We start from the raw sequence: 26,348 nt of genomic DNA, 5'->3' as shown, positions 1-26,348 counted from the left end.
TTTTCTATTTATATTTCAACCTATCACTCATATGAAAGTTACATTTTATCAACCGGTGCATTCGGTTTTGAAAGATTATATTGAAGGATATTATTTTATAGAAAAAGATGATGATCAGAAACCTGTAAAATATCTTACATTTCCAGACAATTACTTTATCGTTTCAGTATGTGAGGATATCTCTGTTACGCAGGATAAAGGGTGGGTAGAAATTGCCAGATCTCCGTCTGAAAATATCGAGGTTGATTTTGTATTCAGATGTTCTGTTCCTACTGAAATTTTTTATCGGGAATCGATTAATGAACTTACAATTTACTTTAAACCATTAGGAATTTATCATTTTTTTAATGCTGATAAAATCAAGGATCTTGAACAGGAAATTCTTCTTTCAGACTTTACAGACATTATGAAAACTATTTTAAAAGAGTCTGACAGGAGAATACAAATTGAAATACTGGAAAATTACTGTATTTCTAAATTCCAGAAAAGAGATTTACAGTTGGCTTATACAATATTGGATGATTTTGAAACTGAATTGAGCATTGAAGAAATTGCTGCAAAAAATAAAATCACAAGGCAGTATGTAAACAAAATTTCTCAACGATATCTGGCTAAACCCGCTTCAGAATTCAGAAAAATTCAGAGGTTTCGAAAGGTTTTAATATCAAATAAAAAGTCCAGAAATCTCACGGAACTTTCTTACGAAAATCTGTTTTATGACCAATCCCATCTTATTAAAAATTTTAAAGAACTTACCAGAATAAGTCCTGGAAAATTCTTTGAGAATGTAGATACTGAGAAAAATAATATCTGGCTATTTATCTGAGTTTCCATTTTTACAATTTACACAGATCTCATTGAAATACATTTGTTGAAATATTAAACCCTTATTTCAATGAAAAAAATAGGTATTGGGCTTTTCTTTTTTGCCTCCTTGCTCTCTTATGCCCAGAGAAATGATACTTCAACGGTACTTGCTGATATTACAGAAAAAGTAAAGAGTCATTATATTGATAAAGAGACTTATAAAAAAGTAGATTCATTATTCCGTAGTGATTTGAAAAACGGAACATATAATCCTCTTAATAATAAAGATTTTGCGGCACTTCTCACTCAAAAGTTAAGAACCACTATTAAAGACGGACATTTTTTCGTTAAATATCTCGAGAACTACACCCCCGAGAAACAGATGAGTGAGAAAGAAAAAGAGAAATTGAATAATGATCATAACAGTCTTGAAAATTTTGGATTTGAGACCGTTGAAAGACTTCCAGGTAATATTGGTTACATCAATTTTAAAGGCTTTGCCTCTCCCGAAGCCAGTGAAAAAACATTAGCTGCTGCCATGAATTTTGTTGCGAATACGAATTCTCTGATTATTGATCTCCGGGAGAACGGAGGTGGAGAAAACGGGATGGTTCTTTTGTTTTTAAGCTACTTTTTTGATCAAAAAAAAGATCTTTATACCACCTATTTCAGACATGATAACAAGACTGTTGTAAACAGTACTCAGCCTACAGTTTCCGGACAGAAATATCTTCACAAAAAGATCTATATTCTTACCAGTAAAAAGACTTTTTCAGCTGGAGAAGCTGTGGCTTACTTTTTACAGCAGTATAAAATTGCTGAAGTAATAGGTGAAAAAACAGGCGGTGCAGCCAATCCTGTAGATCATTTTATTATCAAAGATCAATATTTACTGCTTGTTCCGGCAGGAAAAATAACACCTTTAATAACACAAAAAAACTGGGAACATGTAGGTGTGACTCCTGATCAGGAAATGAAAAGTGGAGATGCTTTAAATGCCGCCCATAGTAAAAGCTTAAAAAATATTATACTTACAGAAACAAAAACAGAATTAACCATACCCGAAATAAAAAAACTTATTAATACATTAGAACAATAAATACCTGCTATGTCATCAATAATCATCAGTATATCCGGAGAAAAAGACCTGGAAACACTTCAAAATATAGGAATACAAACCTTCACTGAAACGTTTGCAGAAGACAATACTGAAGAGGCAATGAAGAAATATCTGGAAGAAAGCTTTAATACTGAAAAGATAAAATCAGAGCTGAATAATCCTGACTCATTTTTCTATATTGCCTGGGAAGAAGACAATCCTGTAGGTTACCTTAAAGTCAATTCCGGAAAAGCGCAGACCGAACTTCAGGACGAAACCAGCCTGGAAATTGAAAGAATCTATGTAAAGAAAAGCCATCATGGAAAAAAAGTAGGCCAGCTTCTTTATAACCAGGCTTTGGAAACAGCACAACAGCTCAAGAAATCATACCTGTGGCTTGGAGTTTGGGAAGAAAACGTAAGAGCTCTGAATTTTTACAGAAAAAACGGATTTGTTGAGTTCGACAAACATATTTTCAGATTGGGGGAAGAGGAGCAGACAGATTTGATGATGAAGAAAATTCTGGATTAATTTTTTTGCCCACAAACGGCACAGGTTTTCACAAATGATTATGTCTTAGAATAAATATCCTTAAATGAACAACTCAGAATTCATACAAGAAATCAACAAATATTACCCGTTATCTGATGAAACGGTACAAGCTTTACTCAATATCTGTACTGAAAAACATTATCACAAAAATGATTTATTGCTTGAATCCGGGTCAATGGCAAGGTATTATTATTTTATCAAATCCGGAATGATAGGCTATTATACGGTAGATGAACAGGGAAATAATATTTATAAAATTTTCTTTGAAGAAAACAGTTTTGTGGCTTCCACAGCTGCCATTATTAAAAATGAGCCTAGTGATTTTACGATCATTGCGCTTGAAGACTGCGCTGTCATACAATATCCTGCAAAAGCGTACCGCGAACTGCTTAAAAAGTATCATGATCTGGCACTTTTCCATATGTATTATCTGGAGAAAAACTGGGTGGTAAAAAAAGAACCTCTGGAAGTCTCGCTAAAGTTTGAAACGGCAAAAAAACGTTATTTACAATTGCTTGAAAACAAATCTCTTTACAATAGATTAAAACAGCATCATATTGCTTCTTATCTCGGGATTACGCCTACGCAACTTAGCCGTATAAAGAAGGAACTTAGCTGATATTCCAAAATCTGAATGAAATACATTAACAAAAGCTTCAACATATGTTGAAGCTTTTGTTCTTTTTCTGCTGCAATTTTGCTCTATCAAAAGATCATTGGTACATTATATGTTTTATAATTAAAAGCCTCTGATTATCATTAATTAAACATTATTCAGCATGAAGAAGCTCATCAACATTGTATTTGTACTGACTGCCTTTATACAGGTATCAGCACAAAAAATTATTCATCAGGAAATATTCAGTCCAAAAATGAATAAAAAAATAAAAACGATCATCATTACACCTAATCTTCAACCTAATACGACTTATCCAACGGTTTATATCCTTCATGGTTTCAGTGGTAATCCGGATAGAATCATTAAGCAGGATATTCCTGATCTGGTTCAGAAAGCTCAGGAATACAAGACAATCTATGTACTTCCTGATGGAAATTATAGTTCATGGTATGTAGACAGTCCTATCGTTAAAGACTCACAATATCAGACTTTTATTGGGAAAGAACTGGTAGAATTTATTGATAAAAATTATCCGGTGAAAGCTGAAAAGAAATCCCGTGGTATTTTGGGATGGAGTATGGGCGGCTATGGCGCAACCAATATCGGAGTTACGTATAACAAAACATTCGGTATCGTGGGAAGCTCATGTGGTGCCCTGGATTTCAATTCGTTCGGGGAAGGATATCAGAAATACATGGTGAACAACGTCTTGGGACCACTGGAATTTATCAACCCGAATTTCCTGACAGACAGCAAAATAAAATTGATGTCCGGAGCAGGGCAGCAGTATATTTTCGATTGTGGTACAGAAGATACCCAAATGATCAATATGAACAGAAATTTTCATAAAAAACTGACAGAAATGAAAATCCAGCATCTCTATATAGAATCTTTGGGAGGACATGTTCCTGAATACTGGAGCAGATCATTATCTGAACAACTCTCTTTATTTAACAGGTTTTTTAAACAATAAAGATATTTTTTAAGTTTCGGCTAAAGCCATTGAAATTTATATTTAATTATTAAAATGGGCTAAAGCCCGTTCCTATTGAATTAGGTTAGTATCAATATAACCATGTCAAAATTTTAAACCTTGATATGGTTATGAAAGAAAGTCAAAATGACTCCTGAATTTAAATAAGAAAATACAAGTAAAATAAAAATCCTTTTTAAGCACAGCTTAAAAAGGATTTACGATTGATTGATGTTCAAAAATGCTAACTAAGCATCATATTAAAAATGTTTAAAGTTTTTCCCCAGATGTTCCTCTATGACAAAGAACGGATCTTCTGTAAGAGTATGCGCTCTCATGTCAATAAGGCTTACTTTACTCATCATACGAAGCATGATTCTTCTCTCACACGGCTCTTCTATACCGTCAATATTTCTTACTCCCGCACGGAATGCCGATCTTCCATGAGCACATAAATGATTATTAACCAGAATAACATCTCCTGCCTGAGGGGTAAACCCGGAATAGATCAAATGTCTGGCCTCTTCCCAAAACTCATGCAGAGAATTCTGCGCTTCATCCGACTGCCTGATACTGGAATTGAACAGCTGTTCAGCAGCATCAAATCTCATAAACGGAAGACTGTAATTACCATATAAAACAGAATCTAATGCTTCTTCTTCAGTGGTTTCCGTCTCCAGGTTGGCATCTTTTGGAATTTTATAAATACGCTGAAAAAGAGGTCTGTAATTTTCGCCAATAGATTTATGAGAACGGATGGAATAAAGAGTGGAAGGAACCTGTTCTTCATTTCTCACATACATAAAACTTAAAAAGTCTGCCTGATGTTTCAGAAATGCATCTTCGGTATGTACATACAAATCTGTGGAAGATCCTGACCCCGTTTGGGTTTCTTTCATTCGTTCATCAGGAATTATAGCATGAATTAATCCTCCACCTTTACGCTGCGAATAATATTGTACAGGCTTGGATGGAAGTGCCCCATGAATAAGCGCACATGCAAAACCATATAAATTGAATTTTGAGTAATCTGCCGACTGCCAATTGGATGGAGTAGAGCCAATATCCTCCTGATCTATATCCATTAATCCGGTAAAGATCAATGCGCCATACTGATTTTTTGAAAAATCACTCGCAAAATCAGCCGCTATATTTAAAATTCTTTCAGGTAAGAAATAAGAAGCCAGCTGATGCACATGTCTTATAAAATCACGATTTTCATAACTGTCATATTTTTTCTGAAGATGTTCCGCTGCATCTCTTATCATTTTTTTCTCCTGAGAAGTGACTTCTATGACCGTAGGAAGCAGTTTTACCGCTGTTAAACAGTCTTTATCTAAAATTTCTGTAGAATTCATTAAAAAAAATTTGGTGTTAACTAATAATTTTTATCTTTGTTTTTAATTATTCTAAATAACAATAGCCGGTTCAAATTTAGTAATAAATAAACAACCACCAAACAAAAACTTAAAAAAAATGACAAAATTAAAAACCTGACATTCAGGCATATAAATACGTATATCTGAATAGTAATAACAACTCACTGATTTAAAAAATCACCTTACAAATACTTATATGAACAACAAAATAATATCCCTGGAAGCACTTTCAAATGCAACCTTGCCTCACAATTCGGGGAATTTTGGGAATATTTTTCACCCTGACAATTACGATCACTACCGTAATGCAGTCAACAGCACTTTAGACCTTGTACAGGAATTCCTTTACAGAAACAATAAACCTTTCAGCGGTATAGAAGCAAGAGAAATGAAAGGAATGGTACAGCAGATTGATCTTAATCATAAACTGTCCAATTATAATGAGCTTCTTGCTGAAGTAGATGATATCTATGTAAAACATGCAACGGCTTTTCACCTTCCTCAATATGTAGCACACCTTAACTGTCCGGTTGTAATTCCGGCATTGGCAGGAGAAATCCTTGTAAGTGCTATCAATTCTTCTCAGGATACTTATGATCAGAGTGCCGGAGGAACTTTCATGGAAAGAAAACTGATCGACTGGACCGCTGATCAGATCGGATATAATACCGAGGAAAGCGATGGAGTTTTCACGGCAGGAGGCTCACAGAGCAACTTAATGGGATTGGTTATGATGCGTGACTGTTTTTCTCAGAAAAGATATAATCACAATATTAAAATGGATGGTCTGCCGGCAGAGGCAAGCCGTTTCAGAATATTTGTTTCAGATAAATCTCACTTCAGCAATCTGAAAAATGCTTCCATTATGGGACTGGGTGAGAAAAGCATTGTTAAAGTTCCTACCGATGAAAGATTCCGTATGGACATCTCTCTTTTGAAAAAATACATCAAGAGAGAAGAACAATTAGGAAATATTCCTATTGGAATTGTAGCCACAGCAGGAACTACTGACTTTGGAAATGTTGATCCAATGGAAGATATCGCCAATATCGCCGAACATTATAATATCTGGATGCACGTAGATGCGGCTTATGGCTGTGCTTTACTGCTAAGTGATAAATACCGTGATCTGATTAATGGTATTGAAAGAGCAGATTCAGTTACAATTGATTATCACAAATCATTCTTCCAGCCTATCAGCAGCAGTGCTTTTATTGTTAAAAATAAAAAAGAACTGCTGATCCTTAAACATCATGCTGATTATCTGAACCCTAAAGAGATGGATGAAGAAGAAATTCCAGCCCAGATCAATAAATCGATTACCCAGAGTACCCGTAGGTTTGATGCCTTAAAGCTATGGTTTACCCTGAGAATGATGGGTAGAGAACAGCTGGCAGAATATACAGATACCGTTATAGATCTTACCAAAGATGTGGCAGCCATGATTACTGAAGATGCAGATTTTGAACTGCTTTCAGATTCGGACTTAAGTGTTCTTGTTTTCAGATATCTAAGATCAGATATTAATGATCTGAATGCTCTTAATCAATATATTAAGATGAAACTTTTCTACAGCGGAGAAATCCTTGTAGCGAGTACAAAGGTGGATGGAAATTTCTATCTGAAGTTCACTTTCCTGAACCCAATCACAACAACTGAAGACGTTCATCAAATTCTTACTACAATCAAAAACCATGGAAAAGACTTTAATACAGAAAAATAAAACAGGAGAAAAAGCCCGTGAAATTACCTTCAGGATCCTGCTTAACGGAATGTTGAGAGAACTTGGAAATGGAAAATTTTACCAGGGAGTTCCAAAATATGATTTTCTTACGGCAAAAGCTCTTCAGAACAGTGATTATCCGCTGCATATAAGATTTGAGATGAAGAAAAGCGGACTGTTTTTATTTGCTCCGGTTTCTTATCGTTCGGAAAGTGCTTTTCATGAATACGGATCTGCTTTGTGGGCTGTTGATCATCACAATCAGACTGTTTTTGAAGTGAATAATGAAAAACTGATTGAACTGATCTATCTGGAATTTTCAGAAACATCAAGTGAAATAGGGCTGGAACGGTTTGCTAAAAGAATTCACAGCAGTTTAAGAAATCTGGAATTGACAACTGAAGCATGTCTTCAGGACGACCAGCTTTTAACCTATTCTTTTCTGGAATCTGAACAAATGCTTCCTGCAGGACATAATCTGCATCCTTTCACCAAATCAAGAATGGGATTTTCCGAGGAAGAACAATTTTTATATGGTCCTGAATTCGGGAAAGGATTCCAATTAGATTACTTCCTGATTCATAAAGACTGTATCACAGAAAAATCTCTTCCGGGGATTTCAGCAAAAGAAATTTTTGAAAAATGGGCATTCATACCAGAAAGTTACGATTTTGAAAACATCAATGATTTTTACATTGTTCCATGCCATCCATGGGAGGCACAGTATCTTTTGTCAACAGAAGAATATCCGGAAATGCTTGGGTCCGGGAAAATCATTCACATCGGGCCATTGGGGGAAGATTTCTATGCAACATCTTCTATAAGAACGGTATACAATCCTGATTTCAGCTGGATGCTAAAGTTTTCTTTGCATGTTTTGATGACAGGTTCTGTGAGAACAAACAGCTTAAAAGACCTTAACCGGGGGTATGCTTCCGCAGTATGGTGGCAGCATGAAAAGGCTTCGTTTGAAAACAATTTCCCTGATTTTAAATTGTTGTTGGAACCTTCTTCTTTAAGTGTTCATTACGAAGGGAAGAATATGGAGAGTCTGAACGTACTGATCCGTGAAAATCCTTTTTCCGCTGAAGATAAAGTTATTTTATTGGCTAGGCTTTGTCAGGATGAATCTATGGATGGCTTCAACTTCACAACACATTTCTTTAAAAATGTTGCGAATCAACTAGGAATGGAACCGGAAAAGGCTGCTATTATCTGGTTTGAAAAATATGTAAGTCTATTGCTTTCTCCGTTAAACAGATTGTATAATCAGTTAGGCATGGCTCCGGAAGTTCATCAGCAAAATCTTCTTATTCAACTGGATAATCAACTTCTTCCTCAATCTATCTATGTGAGAGACGGACAAGGGTATTTGATAAAAGAAAGTTCCAAGGAAAAATACCAGAATCTGATCAAAGATTATCCTGAAATTGAAGATCTTTTCATTAGAGATGAGCGTCTTCTGGATATTATTTCTCACCATCTTTTGGTAAGTAACCTAAGTGCATTGATCTCATCACTAGGTAAAACAGGTCTGGTAAAAGAACGAAGACTGATTAACATTTTGTACAGAGAATTTGAAACCCTTCATAAATCTGAACCATCATCTTTAACAGAATATGCATTAAATCAAAGATATTGGGCAGTAAAATCAAATCTTCAGTCGGCAGTTGCTGATGTAGACGGCGGGGTGAATGCTTCATCAATTTCTTATGCTAAAGTTCCGAATCTTCTTCACAAACATTTCTTCTCAGATCAGCTGATTCATCCTCAAGGAACAGAAGTTTTCTTTAAAAGGTATTTCCAGAAAGAAGATGTAACCATGAGTATGCGTCCTATAGATCTTGAAAATGACCTTGAAATGCTTCATGAATGGTTCAACCGCGAACATGCCGTAAAAATCTGGCAGATGAACTGGCCTATTGACGAACTGGAAACCTATTACAGACTGATGCTTCCAAGTGATGAAGCTCATAGCTATATCGTTGTCGGCAATGATGAGCCTTCATGTAATATTGAGATCTATTGGGCATGCAGAGATATTGTAGGCGATTATTACGAAGTATTGCCTACAGATTACGGAACGCACCAGTTCATAGCACCTACTGATCCTAAGAAAAAATTTGTATCTCCATCTACACAATCTATGGTTGATTATGTTTTTGCACAGCCACAGGTAGGAAAAATGGTAGGAGAAGGATCTGTAGACTCTCTTGCTTCTATGATGAATAAAGCCCATGTAGGCTTCAAAGTAGATAAAGTAATTGAAATGCCTCATAAAAAAGCCAATCTGAACTTCTGTTACAGAGAATGGTACTGGGAAAAATTTCCACAGAATAAAGGGGTACAAATCACCACAAACATCACAAAAAATGACTAACGAAGCCGTATACAATGTAATAGGCATAGGTATAGGCCCTTTTAATCTGGGACTTGCCGCATTATCTAACCCAATTCCGGAACTGAAGACTCTTTTTCTTGACCAAAGAGATGGTTTCGACTGGCATCCGGGATTGATGATTGACCATGTAACCCTGCAGACTCCATTTTTATGTGACTGCGTATCCATGGCTGATCCTACGAATCCTTTAAGTCTTTTGAATTACCTGAAGGAAACCGGAAGGCTATACAAATTCTTTATTCGTGAAAGCTTTTTTATCCCAAGAAAAGAGTACAACCGTTACTGCCAATGGGTTATAGAACAGCTTCCACAGTGCCGTTTTTCAACGCAGGTAGTTGATATCACTTATGAAGAAGGTTTATATCACGTGACTACTGTTCATACAAAAACAAAAGAAACGACAGTTTTCAAAACAGAAAGACTGATTTTAGGAACAGGGACACAACCCTATATTCCTGCTTTCATTCCGAAAGATGATTCCCGTGTTATTCATACCAGTTCTTATCTGTACAGAAAAGAAGAACTTTTATCTCAGGGTAAAAAAATTGCGATTATCGGTTCTGGCCAGAGTTCAGCAGAGGTATTTTATGACCTTCTTCAAAACAGAAATGAAGAAACACAACTGGGCTGGTATTCCCGTCCGGACAGATTTTTCCCTATGGAATATTCTAAATTGACACTGGAGCTTACTTCACCTGATTACGTAGAATATTTCTACAACAGAAGTGAGTCTGCAAGAAAAACTATTTTAAGCAAACAGCAAGCTCAGTTTAAAGGAATCAACTACGATCTTATCAATGATATCTATGATTTTATCTACGATCTGAATATAGACAATGCAGATCCTAATCTTACAATCATTCCTAACAGCCAGTTAAATAAAGTAGACAATAGCAACCCTGATTTCATTAATCTGGAATTCACCCAACTTGAGCAGGAAGTTCCTTATGATCAGGAAGCGGATTATCTGATTCTTGGAACAGGATATCGATATCATGAACCTGGATTCCTGAAGAATATTCAGTCCAGAATCAAAAGAGATTCAAGTGGATTGTTTGATGTCAACAGGAATTATTCAATAGACCATAACGGAGGGGAAATCTATGTGCTTCACGCTGAAGTACACACCCACAGTTATATTTCTACCGATCTGGGAATGGCGGCTTACCGTAATTCCTACATCATCAATGATATTCTGGGAAGAGAACATTATAAAATTGAAAAGAAAATTGCTTTCCAGGACTTTGATGTGGAAAAATATGCTGATTTACCAACTGCCAAAATTTAATCAAAAAATGAACACCAACTTAAAAAATACAATAAGCCAGGACAACTGGAATCAGGCTAACAGAAATCTAATGGCCAAAACCATCGCAGAACTGATGCATGAAGAGCTTCTGAAACCTGTGGTAACTTTTGAAGATCAGGACGGATATACCGTTTTCAAACTTGAAACAGGATTTGAAAATATTACCTACAGCTTCCGCGGACAGGAAAGAATGATGGATTACTGGTATATTGATAAAAACAGTATTACAAAAACCGAAAACGGTGAAGATTTGTCTTCAGTAGATGTAGCGGCTTTCTTCCTGGAAATGCAGTCTGTTTTTGATTTAGATCCTTATACCATTGCAAGATATACAGAAGAGTTACTGCATACGCTGTATTGTGATTCTTTGATTTTATCAAAAGGAGTAATGTCTTCAAAAGACCTTGCTGATGCAGATTATCAGACGGTAGAACACAATATGACCGGACATCCGTGGGTAATTGTAAATAAAAGCCGATTAGGTTTTTCTCCAAGAGATTTGAAAACATTTGCCCCTGAAGCAGATGAGAATTTAAAAGTAATCTGGCTGGCATCCCATAAAAGCAGATCTTCATTCCAATCTTTGGAACATATTGACAGAGAGCAGTTTTATCGTTCCGAAATAGGAGATATACTGTATAATGATTTTCAGCAGCAACTGATCAGCAAAGGCAAAAATATTGAAGATTATCACTTTATTCCTGTGCACCCTTGGCAATGGGAGCACAAGCTTCAGATCCATTTTGCAGGAGATATTGCTTCCGGACTTTTAATCCAATTGGGAGAGGGAAGTGATACCTATAGCCCGCAGCAGAGTATCCGTACTTTATTCAATGTAGATCATCCGAAGAAAAGATATTTGAAAACGGCTGTTTCTATTCTGAGTACAGGAAATATCAGAGGATTATCGCCTAAGCAGATGAAAATTGCTCCAGCCATTACGGATTGGGTAAAAGGCTTAATCAAAGGTGATGCATACCTTGAAAATAAAGAAACTATTTTCTTAGGAGAAGAAGCAGCCATTACTTATTTGCACCCACAATACGGAGCTATTGCCAGCGTTCCCTATCAATATAATGAATTCCTTGGAGCATTATGGAGAGAAAGTGCTGAAAATTATCTGAAAGAAGATGAGCAAATGGTAACGATGGCCTCTTTACTGTATGTAGACGAAAACGGAGTTCCATTAGTTCAGGCATTTGCAGAAAAAGCAGGTGTGAGTATCAAAGAATGGATTGAAAGCTATCTCGATGCATATCTTACGCCTTTGCTGCATATCTATTACACGCATTCATTATGTGTAACTCCACACGGAGAAAATATTATGGTTGTTTTGAAAAACGGAGTTCCGCAAAGAATTGTGATTAAAGACTTTGTAGATGATATTGTTTTGACCACTGAAGCCAGAGAAAAGCTTCCTGCACACCTTGCAGATGGTCTGATTCAGTCTTCCAACAAAGAAAATATCCCGTTGTTTATTTTGCTGGGTGTTTTTGATGCTTTCTTCAGATATCTGTCAAATGCATTACACACCTATTCAGACTTTAAGGAAGAAAAATTCTGGGAACTGGTTCACAACTGTGTAGAAAACTATAAAGCTGAAAATACCCACCTTCAGGAACGTTACGAAAAGTATGATCTGTACGTGCCGACATTCAAAAGATTTTATATCAACAGTCTGCGTCTGAAAAATAATGGTTACAGTGAAAATAAAGCTTTTGCCATCCCGAGAAAGGACGGAGCACTGCCTAATCCACTGTATCAGATTGCCAATAAAAATTCAGTAGCAGCAGTATGAGGAAATTCCTGCATATACTAAAAGAAGGAGCGGTTTTTGCCTATGGAGCTATCGCCGGAAAAAAAGTCGAGCTGACTTCCGGAAGCATCAACCGTTCCATCTTTAGCCTTGCCATTCCTATGGTGATGGAGCTTGTGATGGAGTCTGTCTTTGTAAGCGTCAATTTATTGATTATTGCCAGATTAGGAGACAAAGTTCTGGGACTTGTAGGGATCACAGACAACTACATCAATTTTGCTTATGCCATCGCAGTAGGACTTGGTATTGCAGCAGCTACACTTATTGCAAGAAGAGCGGGTGAAAAGGATAAAGAAGGAATGGGGAGAACGGCTCAATACATTATCCTGCTGGCTTTATTCTTTGCTTTATTTATTGGTGGGATCTCATGTATTTTCGCATCAGAAATTGTCGATTTCCTGGGAGTGAACGCCAGTGCAGTAGTTGATGGAATATCATTTTCAAAATTGGTCTTCCTGAGCATAGGACTTGTGATTCTAAGACTTTCGGTAAATGGACTTTTCAGAGGAGCTGGTGATGCCGATATTGCTATGAAATCACTTTGGATCTGCCATATCTCCAATATCATCTTTGCAGTAATCCTTGTTTTCGGATTAGGATTTATTCCTGCTTTCGGATTGATGGGATTGGCATATGCTACGGTTTTATCAAGAACATTAGGAGTTTTATACCAGGCTTTCATATTAGTCACAGGAAAAACCAGCATCAGCATCAGAGTTCCTTTTCATCTTGATATCCCATTGTTGCAGAAGATTCTGAAAATAGCCTTTGGAGGATTGGTTCAGTATATCATTCCAACATCTAGCTGGCTGATTATGGTGAAGATCATCTCTACTTTCGGAACAACAGCTCTGGCAGGATATATTATTGCCCAGCGTATTGCTTCGGTAGCTACGATGCCTGCCTGGGGAATAGGGAATGCAGCAGGAGTGCTTACAGGACAGAATCTGGGTGCCGGAGAACCGGAGCGTGCGGAAAAAACAGTCTGGAGAGCAGGAACCATCAACATGACTTATCTGGTAATTGTAGCCTTATTCTGGCAGATTGCTGCTGAATATGTGGTGAAATTTTTCACTACCGAACCTGAAGTTGCTAGATACGCGGTTCAATACATCCATGTGGTTTCTATGGCTTACCTGCTGTTAGGATTCACGATGGTGATCAGCCGTGCTCTGAATGCTGCCGGAAACATTCTGCAGGTTACACTATTGTACCTGGTGATGTTTTATGTGATTCAGCTTCCTCTGGCTTATCTCTTAGGAGTAAGATTTCAGTGGGAACTGAGAGGGATATTTACCGCTATCGTTTCTTCGGAGATTGTTTTAGCTGTGTTATTCCTAATGATTTTTAGAAATGGAAAATGGAAAACTATAAAAATTTAAAATGAACACTACAAAAGAATTTTATGAAATTATCGCCTCTGCCATCGCTATAAAAAAAGAACTGGTAGATGAAAAACTAACGTATCAGGAAATCCCGGAATGGGATTCTATGTCTCATCTTCTTATCGTAGAAGCGCTTGAACAGTTTTATCAGATCAAATTTGATTTTAATGATATTCTTGAGATGGGAACCGTCGGAAAGATCCGCGAAAAAATGAAAAAATACGAAGTATTCGTAGAAAACTAAGCATATGAAAATTTTAGAAAATGTAATTGCCAATAAGAACTTGGAGTTTACAGATGCTTCCACCGGTAAAACAATACCGGTGGGAACACTGTACCGGTCTTTAGGCTTAAACCCCGTAGAAAAAGGCCTGCTCTTTTTGTACAATGACAATCAGCTGCCCGGCATTGAGGTACTTCTCAATTTTTACGGAACAGCCCACACGATTGCAGTACTGGGACAGAAACTGCATGAGGAATTCAAAGAACGTATTGAGGCGGAGTACCGTCCGAAATACATCTTTGATCAGCAAAGAGAAAAAATTGAAGGATACAGCCTGAAAGAATTCTCAGACCATATCAGAATTTTTGCAAAGGATGATTATAAGAGTGAAGTTACGATTCATCCTGACATCAAAATCCTTTTGAGTACTTCAGGAACTACTGGTGTTCCGAAGCTGGTTAAATTATCTGATGAAAGTCTTTATCAAAATGCTTTGAGCATCCTTCAGTACATGCCCGTTCAGGAATCCGATGTGGTTCCTTTAAACGTTCCTATCAACTTTGTATACGGATTCTCTATTTTCACCACCAACTGTATGCGTGCTGCAAGAATTGTCTGTACAGATAAGGACATTATGCAGAAAGCATTCTGGGATGAAATGGAAGAATACAGTTACAGTACTTTGGGCGGAGTTCCTTTTCTCTATGAAAACCTGAACAGAATAGGATTTTTCAGAAAAGATTCTCCAAGTCTCAGATATTTTACCCATACCGGAGGAGTAATTAACGCTGAATTGAGAAAAACTATTTTCTCTTACTGTCATGAATTTAAGAAAGATTTCTTTGCCCAATATGGCCAGACCGAAGCAGGAGGAAGAATGGCTTATCTTACAACAGAAGGATTGCTGGAGGGAGAAACTTCTATCGGAACTCCCGTACACAATGGAAGCTTCAGAATTGATTCTGAAACCGATGAACTTCTATTCTCACATTCCAGTATTTTCGGAGGTTATGCCAATAAACTAGAAGATTTGACGACGTATGAACAGCCTTCTGTACTGCATACCGGAGATACCGCCAGAAAAGGAGAAAACGGAATTTATTACATCACAGGAAGAATAAAACGTATCATGAAGCTTTTCGGAATACGTCTGAATCTGGATGAGGTAGAATTTATTCTTAAAAATGAAATGCAGGGCAATACCTTCGTATGTCTGAATGCCAATGATAAAAAAATCGTGGTATTGTATGACAATCAGGATATTGATCCTCAGAACATCACCGAAATCATTAAAAACAAACTGCGTATCAACCCACAATATGTACGCACCGAACTTATAGAATCATTCCCATTATCACAAAACGGTAAAATAAACTATCCCCTGTTACAAAACTTACAGCATGAAAACATCTAAAACCCTTATATTACTTCTTGGTCTTGCTTTATCTTCAAACTCGCTTTCTGCACAACAGGGCGACAGAATTCATGGTAAGATCATGCTGACTGAACAGGCACCAGTAAAAAATGCTATTTTGAGACTTGTCAACACGTCTTATCAGGCAAAAACCAATAATTTAGGAGAATATTACTTTGAAAATGTACCACCTGGAGAATATACGCTTCAGGTGGTTTTAAATGATATCGAACTGATGAGGGAATCTATTCACATTCAGAAAGATGTCAACGAAATTCCTGCGATTTACGCTCCATTACACAATAATGTGATTGAGGGAATTACTGTATACGCAGTGAGCAGAAATAAATTTTTGGATAGAGACAGTACTTCAGTGGCTAAAATGCCTTTGAAAGTTCTTGAAAATCCACAGGCTTACACAAGCATCAACCAGCAGATCATGAAAGAACAGCTTACTTACGATATTTCGGAAGTATTGAAAAACGTTCCGGGTATGGTAAAAATGCAGGGAAGTCCGGGAAGAGGTTCCGGAGACGGAAGTTTCTACTACAGCCTTAGAGGTTTTCCTACCAAGGTATCTATGGTAGACGGTGTTCCGGCAACTACCAACGGAGAAATAGATCCTGCTGATCTTGAACGTCTGGAAGTGATCAAAGGACCTTCAGGAACATTGTACGGAGGTGCAGTAACTTCGTTTGGAGGTCTGATCAATTCTGTAACCAAAAAACCGAAAGACTATTTCGGAGGAGAAGCGTCTTATTTGATGGGAAGCTACAACCTGAACCGTGTAACAGCTGATGTTTACGGCCCGATTACAGAATCCAGAAATATGTTATTCCGTTTGAATGCTGCTTACCAATATCAGAATGGTTTCAGAGATTCTGAATTCAGAAAATCATTCTTTGTAGCCCCTACAATTAGTTATCAGGTTAACGAAAGGCTTAAATTTAATTTAGGAGCTCAGATTTACAATTATGAAGGAACCAATACTCCAATTATTTTCCTTCCAAGAACAAGAGCGTATTTCGCTCACAATCCGGATGAACTAGGCTTCGATTGGAAAAGATCTTACTCCAATAATGATATGACCTTAAAAGCTCCGTCTATCAATGTAAAAGCTGAAGCTGTCTACAAAATTGCAGATAAATGGACTTCACAAACCTTACTTTCAAGAAACTTCAGAAAAACAGAAGGCTTGTACCAATATCAGTTTATCAGAGGAACTTTAAATGATGCCACACTTGAGCGTAATGTACAGTGGCAGAATTCTGAAGCTTCTTCTACAAGTGTTCAGCAGAACTTTAATGGAGAATTCAACATTGGAAAGGTTAAAAATAAAGTGTTGATCGGATTAGATTATTTGAATCAGACGATCAACAATAACCATTCTCCGATTGTGGTATTTGATAATGTGGACGGACAAAACCTGACAGGAAGTTATGGAAGCATTTCTAAAGATCTTGCCCTTCAGAAAATCCAGGCAGTTACTCAGGCAGCAATTTCAGCAGGTAAAACACCTTTGGTGAGAAATACCACAGCATCCAATCTTTATGGAGCTTATATTTCAAATGTAACCCATATTACCGACCGTTTGACTACATTGATCAGTTTGCGTATGGACCATTATGAAAGTAAAGGACAGCTTAATCTGAATGATAACAAACGTGCAGGAGAATTCAAACAGACCGCATGGTCTCCAAAGGTAGGTGTTGTCTATCAAATCCTTAAAGATCAGCTGTCTGCTTATGGTAACTATATGAATGGGTTCAGCTATACAGCACCTGTTGTACAGCAGCTTCCTGACATTAGCGGAGATATGAAACCACAGATGGCTAACCAGTGGGAAGTAGGAATCAAAGGGAATCTTTGGAGAAACAAAGTTAATTTCACGGTGAGCTACTATGATATTTTAGTAGATAATATACAGAGAGGAAGCGGGGTTATCCGTGATGGAAAGGAATATAATATTGTGGTCCAGGATGGGACGCAGAGAAGTAAAGGTATTGAAATCGAAACCATCATGAATCCTATTCAGGGATTAAATATTATGGCGGGATATGCCTATAACCACAGCCGATATGAAAAAGCAGATCCGGCTGTAGAAGGACGTCGTCCAGAATCTGCAGGTCCTGCGAATGTGTTCAATTCATGGATCAGCTATATTCTTCCTATCAGAGGTCTTCAGGGACTGGGAGTAGGTTTTGGAGTAAACCGTGTAGGAAAGCAGATTACCGGAAATAAAGTCGTTACGGGACAGTTTGCATTCCCTGCCTATACTTTAGTGAATGCTTCCATTTCCCTTGAAAAAGAAAGATACAGATTAGGATTTAAAATGAATAATCTGGGTAATGTACAATATTTTGCAGGACAGGGAGTTGTAGTAGCTCAGATGCCTCGTAATTTTGTTGCTGAGGTAAGCTTTAAATTTTAAGAATGAAGTTAAAGTTTAGAAAAATTGCATATCAGTTACATCTATGGCTCGGACTAACGTCCGGGCTTATAGTTGTTATCATGGCCGCTACTGGATGTATCCTGGCTTTTGAAGAAGAATTAAAACATATTATTCACCCCAACAGATATTACGTTGAAAACATTGGAAGAAAAAAACTTGAATTGTCTCAACTTACGGAAAAAGCAGAAAAAGCACTTCCAGAAGGATTGAAGATCAAAAGAGTAGTGATCTCTTCCGATCCCTCACGAACCTATATCTTCCGAACTCTTAAAATGGACGACGAAGCATTGACCTATTGGGGAACTTATCTTTATTATTATAGGATTTATGTAGATCCTTACACCGGAAAAGTACAGGAAGTGGAAGATGCCAAAAAGGATTTTTTTGAAATTGTGCTGGATCTTCACAGAAGGCTTTTGCTGGGTGAAAAAATAGGAAAAACCATTACAGGATATTCCACATTGATATTAGCTGTAATCCTTTTATCGGGGCTTGTGATATGGTATCCCCGCAAAATGAGTAAAGCCATGCTGAAAGGAATGTTTTTCATTAAAACATCCGCCAATTGGAAGAGAATCAACTATGACGCTCATAATGTATTGGGATTCTATGCCGTAATTCCTTTACTCTTAATCTCTTATTCCGCATTGATATGGAGCTTTGAAGATGTAGACAAATGGGTAAAGAATACATTAAACGGAAATACTCCTATAGAAAAGAAAGCCAAAAGTACTGTTCCTTCCGAAGAATTTTCCAACCAGGGAAATATCCTCAATCTGATTGGAAATACTATGGAAAAAGGTCTTCCTGGTAAAAAATCAGCGCTTATCAATTTCCCGAGATCAGAAGAAGGGACTTATTATGCAGAGCTGACTTATGACGGCAGACAATATCGCAACGAACAATTTAATTTTGATCAATATTCAGGAGACGTTTTAAAATCTCAGTCTTATAAAAACAAAAATATCGGATATGGAACCGCATTAAGAGAAAGAAATTATGATCTTCACACCGGAAGTATCTTAGGATTGGCCAGCAGAATTATTTATTTTCTCGCTGCTATCATTGCAGCATCACTCCCGATTACCGGTTTTATTATTTATTTAAATAAGAAAAAGAAGAAACCAAAACATAAGAAAAACAAAGTAGTTTTTCCTTCTCATCATTAATAAAAGCCTCTGGAAAGGGGCTTTTTTTTAACCACAAAAGTCACAAAAGATTTTATTTTAACCGTTTAAATAAGTTTAAAAAGGTGCGCAGAAAAGTTCGCATAAGATGAAAATCAAATATTTTCTATAAACTCATGTGTACTTGTTTAACGTAAATCAGGCTCTTAAAACTTACCTGTTCAAGACTTTTGTGCCTGTTGTGGTTAAAAATAATTAATGTAAAAGATTGTACAATTTCTATTTTTAAATATCCTCAATCAATTTTATCGGAGATAAAATCCTCGCGCCTTAAAACAAGTTCTCTTCATCTCTTTTGCACCTTTGCGTTCTAAAACTAAAAAATAAGCAAACTATTCATCAACCAACTAATCCCTTCACGTTTTTTGAAAAGACTTCAATCCCTTTATTCATTTCTTCAAAATTAAGATCTCCAAAACCCAAACGCATTGCAGTAAGCCCTTTATTCTGGTACAATAATGTTTTAGGAATGAAAAGATTGTCTTTCGCACAATTTCGGCTAAGCTGCATCAGATTTAGTGGAATATTCCATTCCATCCAAACCGCCAACCCTCCGGAGGGTTTTTGAAAGGTAATAAGCTCACCCAGATTTTCTTCCAGCAGTCCGGAAAAATGATCACGCCTTTCCTGATATACTTTTAAAGATTTCTTCAGATAACGGTTGATTTCTCCTTCGGCGATCATTTCTCCAAGTGCTCTTTCCATCAGAATATCGCCCTGACGGTCAATAATTCCCAGATATTTACGCATTTCTGTCATCAGATTTTCCGGAGCCACAATAAACCCTGTCCTGAATCCGGGAGCCAAAGATTTCCCGAAAGATCCAATATATATTACCATTCCGTTCGTATCAGCACTAGCTAAAGGAAGAATAGGACTTTTATCATAATGAAATTCATAATCATAGTCGTCTTCCAGGATAATAAATCCGTACTCATTGGCCAATTCCAGTAATTCAAATCTTCTCTGAGCGCTCAATGCAACGGTGGTAGGATAGTGGTGATGCGGAGTAAGATAAAGCATCCGTATTTTCTGTTTTTTGCAGGCTTCCCTTACACTTTCCACTATAATTCCTTCCTCATCAATGGGAATAGAAGCAATATCAACCCCGGCTTTCATAAAGATCATATTGACAGAGAAATAGCTCAAAGCACCCACCAATACAGTGTCACCAGCAGAAAGAAGAATTTCGGAAACAATATAGATACTCATTTCCGTACTTCGGGTGATCAAGAGGTTATTCTTAGAAATAGGAAGTCCTCGGGAAAGATTCAGGTATTGAGATAAATGTTCCTTAAAAAATTCACTTCCGTCATGATTATAATGTCCTAAAGCTTTTTGGTTGGATTTACGTTTCAGAATAGAACTGTAAAACCGGGAATGCTGCCCGATTTGTGTTAAACGGATATCCGGCACCCCATCATTAAAGACATACTCACAGTCAGAATGTTCAAAAGGATTATCTAATATATTGGATGTTTTGAATGAAAAACCAGTCGTTATTGGATAATTTTGAAGGTTATTATGCTCAAAATCGTTCACTTTTACAGGTTTTTCCTGATCTTTTCCGATGACAAATGTTCCTTTATTCGGAAAACTCTCTGTCCAGCCCTGAGCCGACAGTTCATCGTACACCGCAACCGCTGTATTTCTATGGATTTCCAGCATTTCACTGAAGGTTCTTGTCCCCGGAAGCTTTGTTCCGAAAGGTAGAAAACCTCGCTGAATAGCGTTGATCAGCTGATTGGCGATCTGCAGATAAATAGAAGTCTCTGATTTTCTATCAATCTTTATAAAACTTTCATAAGGAATCTTAACCGGACTATCCATAATATAAAAACTGGCACCATGTAACCATCCGGCAATATACTACTTTTGACATCAAAATAAAAATCTATGGAATTTCAGAATCTGTTAAAAAAAATTGTGCAGCAAGGAAGTATCCACGCCAAATGGCTGAACACCCTTTCTTTTATGGAAAATGCCGGGGCAAGAAAAATATCAAAATGTGAACATCCCACTTTGGTTTCTCAGATCCAGTTGAAACACGCTGCTGAAGAGCATCGCCATGCTTACTACCTTAAAAAACAGATTGGAAAAATAGATCCTGAATTATGCAAAACTTATGAAAGCACCGAGCTTCTGGCTCCTATCGCAACAAGCCAGTATCTTCATTCGTTGGATATTAAAGCCTGCAGATATCTTCAGGAGGCTTTCAAACTCAATAAAGTAGACCTGAGATATGCCGCTTATCTTTTCGTAACATATGCAATTGAAGTTCGTGCTGATGAGCTTTATCCTGTATATCAGGAGGCTCTTACCGAAGCTTCTTCTAAAATTATGGTAAAATCTATTATCCTTGAAGAAGAAGGACATTTGGAAGAAATGATCAATCAGCTTAATGAATTTGCTCCAGATTGGAAACACCATGCAGATCATATCCTGGCCATAGAAAAAGAACTTCACGAAGAATGGATCAATGCGATAACTGAAGACGTTACTCAGCTTCACTATGCTTAACAATAGCTGTCGTTTTCAGGAGTCCCTTGATAAAAGGGAAGAGGAAGGAACATTAAGGTGTTTGCGGTTTCAATCTGATGGAATTGATTTTTATTCCAATGATTATCTGGGGCTTGCCAAAAGTAAAGAGCTTCAAAATATATTGTTACAGAAGATTACAGAGAATCCTCAACTGCTTTCAGGAAGTACTGGTTCCAGACTGATCAGTGGAAACAGCGATGTTGCCAATTCGGTGGAACGTCTTATTGCTCAAAAACATCAGTTTGAATCAGCATTACTTTTTCCGTCTGGATATAATGCTAATCTGGCTTTGTTTTCTACGCTTCCTAGTCGTCACGATACCGTTATTGTGGACGAACAGATTCATCGGTCTGTGCATGATGCCAGCCAGCTGTCAAATGCTAAAAAGCTGAAGTTCAAACATAATGATCTTGAAGATCTTGAGAATATTTTAAAAAGACAGCGAGGACATTGTTATATCGCCATAGAAAGTCTTTATTCGATGGAAGGCGACTTTGCTCCCGTTCAGGAAATTGCGGCGATTGCCGATCAGTATAAAGCTTCTTTGATTGTTGATGAAGCCCATGCTTTTGGAGTTTTTGGATATGGATTGATTGAAAAATATGAATTGCAGAAGAAAGTTTTAGCAACCGTTGTAACTTATGGAAAAGCCCTTGGAGCTCATGGAGCAGCAATACTTTGCAATGAAACGGTGAAATCTTATCTGGTGAATTTTGCAAGTCCTTTTATTTATACCACTTCAGCGCAGGATTTCCAGTGGGTGAGTATAAAAACAGGGTATGAATTTCTGGATCAGCATCAGGAACTGGCAAAAAAGCTTCAGGATAATATCAAAATTTTCCGAAGTAGAAATTTACAGTCCCCGTCATCAGAAATAAGCCCGATTCAAGCCATTTTAATCCCGGATAACCAAAAATTGAAAGCATTACAGAATACTTTATCTGAGGAAGGATTTTTAACCTATGCCATATACAGTCCGACGGTAAAGCCAGGAAGTGAACGCCTTAGAATATGCCTCCACAGCTTTAATACAGAAGAAGAAATTATTAAAATGACAGGGATTATTAAAGAATCTATTTAAAGTATAATTTTTCAAACCACGCAACACGAATCCCGAACCCAAACCCATGAAATTATTTATAACAGGAATAGGAACCGAAATAGGAAAAACAGTTTGTTCAGCCGTTTTGGTTCAATATTTTAAGGCAGAATACTGGAAACCCATACAATCCGGTGATCTGCATCATACAGACAGTCATAAGATTGAAGCATGGACAGATCATACAACCTGTCATCCGGAAACTCATCGTTTACAGCTGGCCGCATCACCACATCAGTCTGCAAGAGAAGAAAATATAACAATAGATCTGAATGATTTTCAATTACCTGAAACAGAAAACCCACTAATTGTAGAAGGTGCAGGCGGCCTGATGGTCCCCATTTCGGATACTACTTTTATGATTGATCTGATAGAAAAATTAAACCTTCCCACAGCATTGGTTGTAAGAAACTATCTAGGCTGCATCAATCACAGTTTGCTTTCGATCATGGCTTTACAACAAAGGAAAATAAAACTGGAATACCTGATCCTTAACGGAGATTTTCCTGCTGATACAGAAAGAGTAATCTGCAATTTTATTGAAAAAGAAACAAAAATTATAAGGATTCCAGAGATCGATCATACCGACAAGGAATCATTACAAAATGCTGCAAAGCAATTAACAATAACAAAAATATGATAATGGATACTAAAACAACATTGAGAAACACATGGACCAAAGAGGAAATTGAAGAAATTTATCATTTACCTCTAATGGAACTTATCTATAAAGCTGCGACTGTGCACCGTGAATGGCATGATCCTTCCGAAGTACAGATTTCTACTTTACTATCCATCAAAACGGGAGGCTGTCCGGAAGACTGCTCCTACTGCGGACAGGCTGCCCGTTACCACACCAATATCAAAGTACAGGCTTTATTACCTACAGAAACAGTAATTGCACACGCTCAGAAAGCAAAAGATTCCGGATCATCAAGATTCTGTATGGCTGCAGCATGGCGTGAAGTTCGTAATAACCGTGATTTTGACAGGGTGATTGATATGGTAAAAGGAGTAAATGAACTTGGACTGGAAGTTTGCTGTACTTTAGGAATGCTTACAGAAGAACAGGCTTTAAGACTGCAGGAAGCGGGATTATATGCTTACAATCACAATCTTGACACTTCTGAGCAGTATTATGAAGAAATCATTTCTACCAGAACATTTGACAATAGAATCAATACCATCAACAATGTAAGAAAGGCAGGAATCACCGTATGTTCCGGAGGAATTATCGGGCTTGGTGAAACGCACAGAGACAGAATTTCAATGATTCTGACGTTGGCAACAATGCCAAAACATCCGGAATCTGTTCCCATCAATGCATTAGCAAGAGTAGCAGGAACTCCATTAGAAGATAATGAAAAAGTAGATACCTGGGAAATGGTGAGAATGATCGCTACTGCAAGAATTGTAATGCCTTCATCTATGGTAAGACTAAGTGCCGGACGTATAGAAATGTCAGAAACAGAGCAGGCATGGTGCTTTATGGCAGGTGCCAATTCCATTTTCACAGGAGAAAGAGAAACATTATTGGTGACGCCTAATCCGGGAGTTTCCGAAGATATGCAGATGCTGCAGACTTTAGGGCTGAAACCTATGATGAAAAAAGAAACATGCTGCTAATTATAAATAATGAGTGATGAGTTGGATTACAGGTATTATAGGGTTTATTGCAAAATTGGTTTTTGAATTTTTATAACCTGTATTAATCTGATATAGGTTGGAAAACGCAAAGACGCAAAAAAATGTAATAAGTAATGTTTTAAGACGCAAAGATTTTATCTCCGATAAAATTGAATACGGGTCTATATGAAACACCAAAACGATCTTCATACACTTGCTGAAAATCTTCGATTTTCTTGCGCCTTAATTCATCATAATCATGATAAAACTTTGCGCCCTAATTATCCAACATTAAACCAAATTATCTTATTACTCATTACCCCATTTTACATCATTACATGAATACAATAACAAAAGAAACCAGCCTCCAGCAAAGAGATAAAAAGGTCAACTGGCATCCCTATACGCAGATGAAAACGGCAGACGATGCTATTCCTATTGTAAAAGGAAAAGGAATTTATCTTTATGATAGCGAAGGAAAAAAATACATGGATGTCGTTTCTTCATGGTGGGTTACTTTGCATGGACATTCTCACCCTTACATTGCACAACGTGTTTTTGAGCAGTTAAATACACTGGAACAGGTTATTTTCGCAGGATTTACTCACGAACCGGCTGTACAGCTTTCGGAAAACTTATTACAGCTTCTGCCAACCAACCAGAAGAAGGTTTTTTATTCTGATAATGGTTCCACGGCAGTTGAAGTAGCTTTAAAAATGTGTATTCAATATGCATACAATCAGGAAAAGAAGAAAACGAAAATTCTGGCTTTTAAAAATGCATATCACGGAGATACTTTCGGGGCGATGTCTGTAAGTGAAAAAAGCTTTTGGACAAGACCTTTTGAAAGCATGCTGTTTGAAGTCGTTTTCATTGATACACCCAATGCTGAAAACATGGAAAGCCTTCAGTCACAAATTAAAGAACTGGCTGATGAAACAGCGTGTTTTATCTATGAACCATTGGTTCAGGGTGCAGCTGGAATGCTGATGTACAAAGCAGAAGATCTTAGCCAACTGATGAAATTCTGCAGAGAAGAAGGTGTTATTATGGTACAGGACGAAGTTTTTACAGGATTCGGAAGAACGGGTAAACTTTTTGCCGCTGATTATCTTACAGAAAAGCCGGACATTATGTGTTTTTCAAAAGGGTTAACAGGAGGAACCATGCCAATGGGAATCACCACCTGTTCTGATGAAATTTACAATGCTTTTCTTTCAGATGACCGTCATAAAACATTATTTCATGGGCATTCGTTTACAGCCAATCCTTTAGCCTGTACAGCGGCTTTGGCCAGTATGGAAATACTATTGACAAATGAAACTCAAATGAATATCAACCGCATCACTCATCAACATTCAGAGTTTGCAAAAGCACTTGCTTTTCATCCTCATGTAGAAAAGGTTCGTCAGATCGGAACTATCCTCGCTTTCGATTTTAAAACCGGGAATGGTACTTCTTATTTCAATGAAATAGGGAAGAAGTTATACAATGAATTCTTGCAGAGAGGAATTATTATGAGGCCGTTGGGAAATGTAATCTATCTGGTTCCGCCATATTGTATTACATCCGAAGAATTGGATTTTGTATATCAGAATATTATGGAAGTTCTGGATCAGTTTAGAGATTAAACAGATCCCTTCAGGTAATAATTTTTTTTAATTTTTTAAACCTTATAGATTTCTAAAATCTATAAGGTTTTTTTAATGTACCCAATATTAAAGCGCTTAATCAGCTTGTCTT

Annotated in this window: 21 protein-coding genes; 19 read left to right on the top strand and 2 right to left on the bottom strand. The window is 37.2% G+C overall.

Annotated features, from left to right (window positions below):
- The first annotated feature begins 31 nt into the window (after window positions 1-31).
- The 5 genes from GFU89_RS03590 to GFU89_RS03570 all read left to right on the top strand — a co-directional run bounded on the left by GFU89_RS03590 (window position 32) and on the right by GFU89_RS03570 (window position 4,050).
- Window positions 32-826 carry a helix-turn-helix domain-containing protein gene (locus GFU89_RS03590; RefSeq protein ID WP_318845842.1) on the top strand — a complete coding sequence of 265 codons (795 nt, stop codon included), beginning with the start codon at window positions 32-34 and terminating at the stop codon, window positions 824-826.
- A 69-nt stretch (window positions 827-895) separates the two neighbouring features.
- Window positions 896-1,906 (top strand): S41 family peptidase, encoded by a 1,011-nt coding sequence (locus tag GFU89_RS03585; protein ID WP_318845841.1) that lies wholly within the window; start codon window positions 896-898, stop codon window positions 1,904-1,906.
- A 9-nt stretch (window positions 1,907-1,915) separates the two neighbouring features.
- Complete coding sequence (locus GFU89_RS03580) at window positions 1,916-2,437, top strand: GNAT family N-acetyltransferase (protein ID WP_318845840.1); 522 nt, start codon at window positions 1,916-1,918, stop codon at window positions 2,435-2,437.
- 64 nt (window positions 2,438-2,501) lie between these two features.
- On the top strand, window positions 2,502-3,077 hold the full coding sequence (locus GFU89_RS03575) for a Crp/Fnr family transcriptional regulator (protein WP_318845839.1): 576 nt from the start codon (window positions 2,502-2,504) through the stop codon (window positions 3,075-3,077).
- Between the two features lie 160 nt (window positions 3,078-3,237).
- Window positions 3,238-4,050: an alpha/beta hydrolase gene (locus GFU89_RS03570; RefSeq protein WP_318845838.1), complete on the top strand. Its 813-nt coding sequence runs from the start codon at window positions 3,238-3,240 to the stop codon at window positions 4,048-4,050.
- Window positions 4,051-4,310: 260 nt separating this feature from the next.
- On the opposite strand, the gene GFU89_RS03565 is transcribed toward GFU89_RS03570, so the two are convergent.
- Window positions 4,311-5,408 carry a TauD/TfdA family dioxygenase gene (locus GFU89_RS03565; protein ID WP_318845837.1) on the bottom strand — a complete coding sequence of 366 codons (1,098 nt, stop codon included), beginning with the start codon at window positions 5,406-5,408 and terminating at the stop codon, window positions 4,311-4,313.
- Window positions 5,409-5,625: 217 nt separating this feature from the next.
- Between GFU89_RS03565 and GFU89_RS03560 the strand changes: the two genes are divergently transcribed.
- Genes GFU89_RS03560 through GFU89_RS03520 form a run of 9 tightly spaced genes read left to right on the top strand, consistent with a single transcriptional unit; the run spans window position 5,626 to window position 19,321 of the window.
- Entirely contained in the window at window positions 5,626-7,152 is a 1,527-nt protein-coding gene (locus tag GFU89_RS03560; RefSeq protein WP_318845836.1) for an aspartate aminotransferase family protein, read from the top strand.
- Window positions 7,124-9,532, top strand: a complete 2,409-nt coding sequence (locus GFU89_RS03555) for a GNAT family N-acetyltransferase (protein ID WP_318845835.1) — start codon at window positions 7,124-7,126, stop codon at window positions 9,530-9,532. The genes GFU89_RS03560 and GFU89_RS03555 overlap by 29 nt, the downstream gene beginning before the upstream one ends.
- Window positions 9,525-10,841: a lysine N(6)-hydroxylase/L-ornithine N(5)-oxygenase family protein gene (locus GFU89_RS03550; protein WP_318845834.1), complete on the top strand. Its 1,317-nt coding sequence runs from the start codon at window positions 9,525-9,527 to the stop codon at window positions 10,839-10,841. The genes GFU89_RS03555 and GFU89_RS03550 overlap by 8 nt, the downstream gene beginning before the upstream one ends.
- A 7-nt stretch (window positions 10,842-10,848) precedes the next feature.
- Entirely contained in the window at window positions 10,849-12,660 is a 1,812-nt protein-coding gene (locus GFU89_RS03545; RefSeq protein WP_318845833.1) for an IucA/IucC family siderophore biosynthesis protein, read from the top strand.
- Entirely contained in the window at window positions 12,657-14,060 is a 1,404-nt protein-coding gene (locus GFU89_RS03540; RefSeq protein ID WP_318845832.1) for an MATE family efflux transporter, read from the top strand. Before GFU89_RS03545 ends, GFU89_RS03540 begins: the two co-directional genes overlap by 4 nt.
- 1 nt (window position 14,061) lies before the next feature.
- Complete coding sequence (locus GFU89_RS03535; protein WP_318845831.1) at window positions 14,062-14,307, top strand: acyl carrier protein; 246 nt, start codon at window positions 14,062-14,064, stop codon at window positions 14,305-14,307.
- Between the two features lie 4 nt (window positions 14,308-14,311).
- A complete protein-coding gene (locus GFU89_RS03530; protein WP_318845830.1) occupies window positions 14,312-15,700 on the top strand; it encodes an AMP-binding protein in 1,389 nt (462 codons plus the stop codon).
- Window positions 15,687-18,131 (top strand): TonB-dependent receptor, encoded by a 2,445-nt coding sequence (locus GFU89_RS03525; RefSeq protein ID WP_318845829.1) that lies wholly within the window; start codon window positions 15,687-15,689, stop codon window positions 18,129-18,131. The genes GFU89_RS03530 and GFU89_RS03525 overlap by 14 nt, the downstream gene beginning before the upstream one ends.
- Window positions 18,132-18,133: 2 nt before the next feature.
- Entirely contained in the window at window positions 18,134-19,321 is a 1,188-nt protein-coding gene (locus GFU89_RS03520) for a PepSY-associated TM helix domain-containing protein (protein WP_318845828.1), read from the top strand.
- A 357-nt stretch (window positions 19,322-19,678) separates the two neighbouring features.
- On the opposite strand, the gene GFU89_RS03515 is transcribed toward GFU89_RS03520, so the two are convergent.
- A complete protein-coding gene (locus tag GFU89_RS03515; protein ID WP_318845827.1) occupies window positions 19,679-21,169 on the bottom strand; it encodes a PLP-dependent aminotransferase family protein in 1,491 nt (496 codons plus the stop codon).
- A 66-nt stretch (window positions 21,170-21,235) separates the two neighbouring features.
- Here GFU89_RS03515 and GFU89_RS03510 point away from each other — a divergent pair, with 66 nt between their 5' ends.
- From GFU89_RS03510 to bioA, 5 genes are all read left to right on the top strand, one after another.
- On the top strand, window positions 21,236-21,859 hold the full coding sequence (locus GFU89_RS03510; RefSeq protein ID WP_318845826.1) for a hypothetical protein: 624 nt from the start codon (window positions 21,236-21,238) through the stop codon (window positions 21,857-21,859).
- A 61-nt stretch (window positions 21,860-21,920) separates the two neighbouring features.
- Entirely contained in the window at window positions 21,921-22,961 is a 1,041-nt protein-coding gene (locus GFU89_RS03505) for a pyridoxal phosphate-dependent aminotransferase family protein (RefSeq protein ID WP_318845825.1), read from the top strand.
- A gap of 46 nt (window positions 22,962-23,007) precedes the next feature.
- A complete protein-coding gene (gene bioD, locus GFU89_RS03500) occupies window positions 23,008-23,619 on the top strand; it encodes a dethiobiotin synthase (protein WP_318845824.1) in 612 nt (203 codons plus the stop codon).
- Between the two features lie 2 nt (window positions 23,620-23,621).
- Window positions 23,622-24,605 carry a biotin synthase BioB gene (gene bioB / locus GFU89_RS03495; RefSeq protein ID WP_318845823.1) on the top strand — a complete coding sequence of 328 codons (984 nt, stop codon included), beginning with the start codon at window positions 23,622-23,624 and terminating at the stop codon, window positions 24,603-24,605.
- Between the two features lie 338 nt (window positions 24,606-24,943).
- A complete protein-coding gene (gene bioA / locus GFU89_RS03490; protein ID WP_318845822.1) occupies window positions 24,944-26,236 on the top strand; it encodes an adenosylmethionine--8-amino-7-oxononanoate transaminase in 1,293 nt (430 codons plus the stop codon).
- Window positions 26,237-26,348: the final 112 nt, after the last annotated feature.

The sequence above is a fragment of the Chryseobacterium sp. JV558 genome (genome assembly GCF_033712365.1).
GTDB lineage: Bacteria > Bacteroidota > Bacteroidia > Flavobacteriales > Weeksellaceae > Chryseobacterium.
Note: the sequence above shows the minus strand (reverse complement) of the source record. Positions and strands in the feature narration are given on the sequence as shown.